This window comes from Caldisalinibacter kiritimatiensis, from assembly GCF_000387765.1.
In the GTDB taxonomy this organism is placed as follows: Bacteria; Bacillota; Clostridia; order Tissierellales; family Caldisalinibacteraceae; genus Caldisalinibacter; species Caldisalinibacter kiritimatiensis.
In genome coordinates this window covers 1-5,708 of the sequence record NZ_ARZA01000168.1, presented here as the reverse complement: position 1 = coordinate 5,708, position 5,708 = coordinate 1, and the positions used below count along the sequence as shown (strand labels likewise).

Below are 5,708 nucleotides of genomic sequence, written 5' to 3'. Positions count from 1 at the left end.
AAAATAATAACAATATTATAGAAATTGAGAGTAAAAAAAATGAAAGCTATGAATTAAGTCTAAAAAATTCAATTGACTTATTAAGTAAGAAAAAAGGAACTGCTAAGCTAGAATTTAAGTTATTAGGGATAATTCCTGTTAAAGACATTGAAGTTAATGTAATAGATAAAATATATTTAGTGCCTGGTGGGCAAGCTGTGGGTGTAAAATTAAATACAAAAGGAGTTTTAGTAATAGCTTTATCAGATATTATATCTAAAGATGGAGAGAAATGTAGTCCAGCCAAGAATGCAGGAATAAGAATAGGTGATTCTATAATTGAAATAAACAATATAAAAATTAAAAACTCAGAACAAATCACCCAAATATTAAATAAAACCAAAAATGAAAAAATAGAAATTAAAATTATTAGAAACAATAAAGAATTCACAACATTAGTAAAGCCAATTAAATCTAAGCAAGATAACTGTTATAGATTAGGACTATGGGTAAGAGATAAAACTGCTGGGATAGGAACATTGACTTTTTTTCACCCTGAAACAAGAAAATTTGGAGCTCTTGGTCATGGTATAACAGATATAGATACAGGCTCATTAATGCCTTCAGAAGATGGAGAAATAATGAAAGCAAAAATTTCATCAATACAAGAAGGTAAAAAAGGTTCACCAGGAGAAATAGTCGGAATATTTTTTGATTCAGACAAAGCTATAGGTAAAATTGAAAGAAACACTAAATATGGTATATATGGTACAGCATATAATTTAATTAAGAATGAAGAGATTAACAAGTTAATACCGGTTGGATTAAAAAATGAAATACATGAAGGAAAAGCTTATATATTATCTACTATAGATAATGAAGGTATTAAAAAATATGAAATAAATATAGATAAGGTGCAAGTTCAAAATAAACCCAGTCAAAAAAGTATGATTATACAGGTTGTAGATAAAGAATTGCTCAGTAAGACTGGTGGTATAATACAGGGAATGAGTGGAAGTCCTATTATACAAGACGGAAAAATTATTGGTGCTGTAACTCATGTGTTTATTAACGACCCTAAAAAAGGCTATGGCTTATATATAGAATGGATGTTAAAAGAAGCAGGAATCTTACAAAATAGTGACAAAAAATTTGCTTTAGTTGAATAATAGTTCAAGATATGGAGTCAATCCGTATCTTTTTTTTAGTAATATAGCAATTTATCTTTTTTTAGAAAAAATTTTAGAAAAATAAACTTTATTTAGGAATAAAAGAAGGAAAAATATAAGCTATGTCGAATAAGTACTTTAGAGTTATTAACTAAATAATGTTCAGGGGGGTAAAAAAGTGGAAAATAAAAAGATTAATGTATTAATCGCAGATGACAACAAAGATTTTTGTAGCATTTTAAAAGAATATTTGACTATTCAAGATGATGTTGAAGTAGTTGGCATTGCAAAGGATGGAAATGAGGCAGTTGAATTAGTAGAAAAGCATTTACCAGATGTATTAGTATTAGATATTATTATGCCTCACTTAGATGGTTTAGGAGTACTTGAAAAGTTGAATACAATGGAATTAGATAAGTTTCCTAAAATTATTGTATTATCAGCTGTAGGACAAGATAAAATTACTCAAAGGGCTATTAAATTAGGTGCGGATTATTATGTTGTTAAACCTTTTGATTTTGAAGTATTTATTAAAAGAATTAGACAACTAACAGGAAGTGCACCGGCTATAGTTGAAAGAAGACAAAAAAATAAAACTAATCATAAATTAGTAAATAACAATGAGAGTTTAGAAGCTAAAATTACTAATATAATTCATGAGATTGGAGTGCCTGCTCATATAAAAGGATATTTATATTTAAGAGAAGCAATTAGCATGGTTATTGAAGATATTAGTTTATTAAGTGCTGTTACAAAACAATTATATCCTAATATCGCTAAAAAATTCAATACGACACCAAGTAGGGTAGAAAGAGCTATAAGACATGCAATAGAAGTTGCATGGAGTAGAGGAAAAGTAGATACCATCAATAATTTATTTGGTTATACTGTACATACTGATAAAGGTAAACCGACTAATAGTGAGTTTATAGCAATGGTAGCAGATAAATTGAGATTAGAAGAAAAGATATCGTAAATAGATTTATTAACAACTCCTAATAAAAGGGGTTGTTTTTTTAGTAATTATTATCATATTTAATGTTATCATAAATGATAAAATAAATTAATGTATTTTTTCTAATTTATTTCAAATAATAAATTTAGTAAATTGTTGGAGGTTTTCAATGAAAATAATAGGAATAGTAAAAAAAGACAAAAAAACTAAAAACTTAATACATAGATTAAATAATGGTGATATTGCATTAGTACAACATAAAGATATAGATGAAATAGCCGCACTTTCTTTAATTGAAGCTAATGTTAAATGTGTAATTAATACAGAGAAAAGTATAAGTGGTAAGTATCCTAATCTTGGTCCCCTTCATCTAATTAATAATGGAATACCTATTTTTCAAACTAGTAAAGAGATATTTAATACAATTAAAGACAATAGTAAAATAAAAATAATTAAAAATTCGTTATTTATGGATGGAAAGTTTATTGCAAAATGTGAATTATTAGATAGAAATAAAATCAATCGCTTATTAAAAATAGCTTCTAACAATTTAGAAAACGAATTAGATAATTTTATCGAAAATACATTAGCTTATGCAAAAAAAGAAAAGGATTTAGTATTAGGTAATATTAAAATTCCGAAAATAAAAACTAATATAAAAAATAAACATGTGCTCATTGTAATAAGGGGCAAAGACTATAAAAAAGATTTAATAACAATACAAAACTATATAAATGAAATTAAACCAGTTTTAATAGGTGTTGATGGAGGAGGGGATACATTACTAGAATTTGGTTACATACCAGATATAGTAATAGGTGATATGGATAGTATTAGTGATAAATGCTTAAAGATAGCAAATGAAATAGTAGTCCATGCATACCCTGACGGTCGTTCCCCTGGTTATGAAAGAGTATCAAAGTTAGGACTAAATTCAATTGTTTTTAATTCACCTGGAACTAGTGAAGATATTGCATTATTATTAGCGTATTGTAACGATGCAGATTTGATAGTTGCTGTTGGTTCTCATTCCAATATGATAGATTTTTTAGAAAAGGGAAGAAAAGGAATGGCTAGCACATTTCTTGTTAGACTTAAAGTGGGTTCTAAACTAATTGATGCAAAAGGTGTTAATAAACTATATAAAAGTAATCTCAAGTTAAAATACTTATTTAGTATATGGGCAGCCGCATTAATACCAATATTTATTACGCTTGTTACTGCGAGTCCAATGAAAGACATAATTAGATTAATTAATATAAAATTAAAGTTGTTACTTGGCATTTAAAGGGGTGAAAAATTGATTATTAATATAAGATATTATGTGCTTACAATCACATCTATTTTTTTAGCTTTAGGTATAGGAATTATTATTGGCTTTATGTTTGATGCTCAAGAGATTATGGTTTCGCAAAAACAAGATATCGTAAATCAGCTTGAAGAAAAATTTGAATATTTGAAAGACGAAAATAACACCCTAAAATCTAACCTTAAGCAGGAACGAATCAAAAATAAAAAATATGAGAAAATTAGCGAAGATTTACTTCCACTAATGGCTAAAGGTAAACTAGATAAAATGAGTTACGCTGTTATAGATAATAATAATATTTATAAAAACTCGGAAATTTCAAATTTGCTTGAGCTATCTGGTGCTAATATTAAGTCAATTACGTTAATAGAAAAAAGAACATTAGATAACTTAGTGAACTTTATATATAAGTCCAGTGATACCCATGTTGATGTTTCTAGCTCTTTTGCAAAATTACTAGTAAATACTTTAAAAGATATGAACTATAATAATGAATTTTTTAGTTATTTATTAACAAACAATATTATTCATATTAAAGAAGAAAACACTAAACCGTTGGATTTTATTATTTTGACTGAAAATGTAAACTTGCAGTCAAAACATAAAATTAATAGTTTTAATGAAAGTATTATTGATTACTGTTCAAAACTAAAACTACCTATTATTTACGTGAAAAAAGATTCTACTGAAAATATAAATATAGATATCTATAAGAATGGTAAAATTGATACAATAAACAATATCAGCTCTTATATAGGTAAAATAACATTGTTATCATTTCTATATGAAGAAAGCTTAAAACAGTTGAATTAAAATTTAAGCCATTACATTATAAGGAGCCCAGAATGAATAGTAAAAGTAAAGTAGTATGTTTAATTCCTACATATAACGAAGAAAAAAATATAGAAAATACTATAAAACTCTTAAAAAAAGTAAAAGAAATAAATAAAATTACTGTAATTGATGATGGTTCAATTGATAATACTGCTAAAATTGTTTCTAAACTAGGTGTTAATTTAATCAAATTAAATAAAAATAAAGGTAAAGGATATGCATTAAAGACTGGAATGTTAGAAGAAGACTTTGATTATCTTGTTTTAGTTGATGGTGATTTAAAATGTACGATTAATGAATTGAAAAAATTGTTGTATCCAGTATTAAATAATCAAGCTGATGTAACTATTGCAAAATTCCCTAAGCCTAAATCTAAAGGTGGTATTGGCTTGGTTAAAAGTTTAGCTAAAATTGGAGTCTATATATTTACTAAGAAGAAACTTGATGCTTCTCTTTCAGGACAAAGAGTCTATAAGAGGGAAGTAATAGATAAAATTTCATACATACCGAATAATTTTGGAATAGATGTTGCTATGACTATTAATACATTGAGATGTGGATTTAATATTAAAGAAATTCCTGTTAATATGAAGCATAGAGAAACTAAGAGAAACATAAAGGGATTTTTACATAGAGGTAAACAATTTATAGATATTTTAAACACATTAGTAAAACTTTCTTTTAGAAGGTGAGGATATGCTTATTACAAACATAACTGCTTTGGGACTTGGCTTTTTTGGTACACTTGCTATTGCACCATTATTCTTAAAATTATTATACAAAAGTAATTGTTTGGCTACTAATTTTAAAAACGTAAGTATACCTATAGGTATGGGTATAGTTTTACTGTTTCTACAAACTTTAATTATTACTTTTTTATCTATAATAATGAATATTCAAAATTCTATATACTTACTTACTTATAATATTGGCTTATTATTAGTGGGATTAACTGGTTTTTTAGACGATGTAATTGGAAATACTTCCGTTAAGGGAGTTTATGGCCATTTTACATCTTTAATAGAAGGTGAATTAACCACAGGTAGTATAAAAGCTGTAATAACTATAATTTGTTCTTTTATACTTTCATATTTATTTTCTAATAGTATCACTCAGTTTTTTTTTAATGCCGTTATTATATCTTTATTTACAAACTTTATTAATCTATTTGATTTAAGACCTGGTAGGGCAACTAAAGTATTCTTTTTTATTAGTATAATAATGCTATTTACTAGTATTAATGGACAATTTCATTACTTTCTCTATTCTATTACAGGTATAGCATTAGCTTATTTCCCAATGGATATGAAAGGAAAATGTATGATGGGAGATGTAGGGTCTAATGTTCTAGGATTTACTTTAGGAGTATTTTGTGTATTAACACAATCAACTTTAATAAAATTATTCTATTTCACTTTTTTAGTTTTTGTACATATTATAACTGAATTTTACTCAATAACTA

The 5,708-nt window shown here is 26.2% G+C and carries 6 protein-coding genes; all 6 read left to right on the top strand.

The window, feature by feature from the left end; genetic code table 11:
* A partial coding sequence (gene spoIVB, locus L21TH_RS07480; protein WP_034429726.1) for a SpoIVB peptidase occupies nucleotides 1-1,148 on the top strand: 1,148 nt, incomplete at its 5' end.
* A gap of 178 nt (nucleotides 1,149-1,326) precedes the next feature.
* On the top strand, nucleotides 1,327-2,124 hold the full coding sequence (spo0A, locus tag L21TH_RS07475) for a sporulation transcription factor Spo0A (protein ID WP_006313244.1): 798 nt from the start codon (nucleotides 1,327-1,329) through the stop codon (nucleotides 2,122-2,124).
* 148 nt (nucleotides 2,125-2,272) lie between these two features.
* The gene (gene steA / locus L21TH_RS07470) at nucleotides 2,273-3,391 is read left to right on the top strand and encodes a putative cytokinetic ring protein SteA (RefSeq protein ID WP_006313243.1); all 1,119 of its coding nucleotides are present in this window, start codon (nucleotides 2,273-2,275) and stop codon (nucleotides 3,389-3,391) included.
* Nucleotides 3,392-3,403: 12 nt separating this feature from the next.
* Entirely contained in the window at nucleotides 3,404-4,225 is an 822-nt protein-coding gene (locus L21TH_RS13795) for a copper transporter (RefSeq protein WP_006313242.1), read from the top strand.
* A 32-nt stretch (nucleotides 4,226-4,257) separates the two neighbouring features.
* Nucleotides 4,258-4,938 (top strand): glycosyltransferase family 2 protein, encoded by a 681-nt coding sequence (locus L21TH_RS07460; protein WP_006313241.1) that lies wholly within the window; start codon nucleotides 4,258-4,260, stop codon nucleotides 4,936-4,938.
* A 4-nt stretch (nucleotides 4,939-4,942) separates the two neighbouring features.
* Nucleotides 4,943-5,708: MraY family glycosyltransferase (locus L21TH_RS07455; protein ID WP_034429725.1), on the top strand; the 766-nt coding region annotated here is incomplete at its 3' end.

What these genes read in the sequence shown, in the direction of transcription:
- steA (WP_006313243.1), top strand. Translation starts at nt 2,273, where the DNA reads ATGAAAATAATAGGAATAGTAAAAAAAGACAAAAAAACTAAAAACTTA.
- L21TH_RS07460 (WP_006313241.1), top strand. Translation starts at nt 4,258, where the DNA reads ATGAATAGTAAAAGTAAAGTAGTATGTTTAATTCCTACATATAACGAA.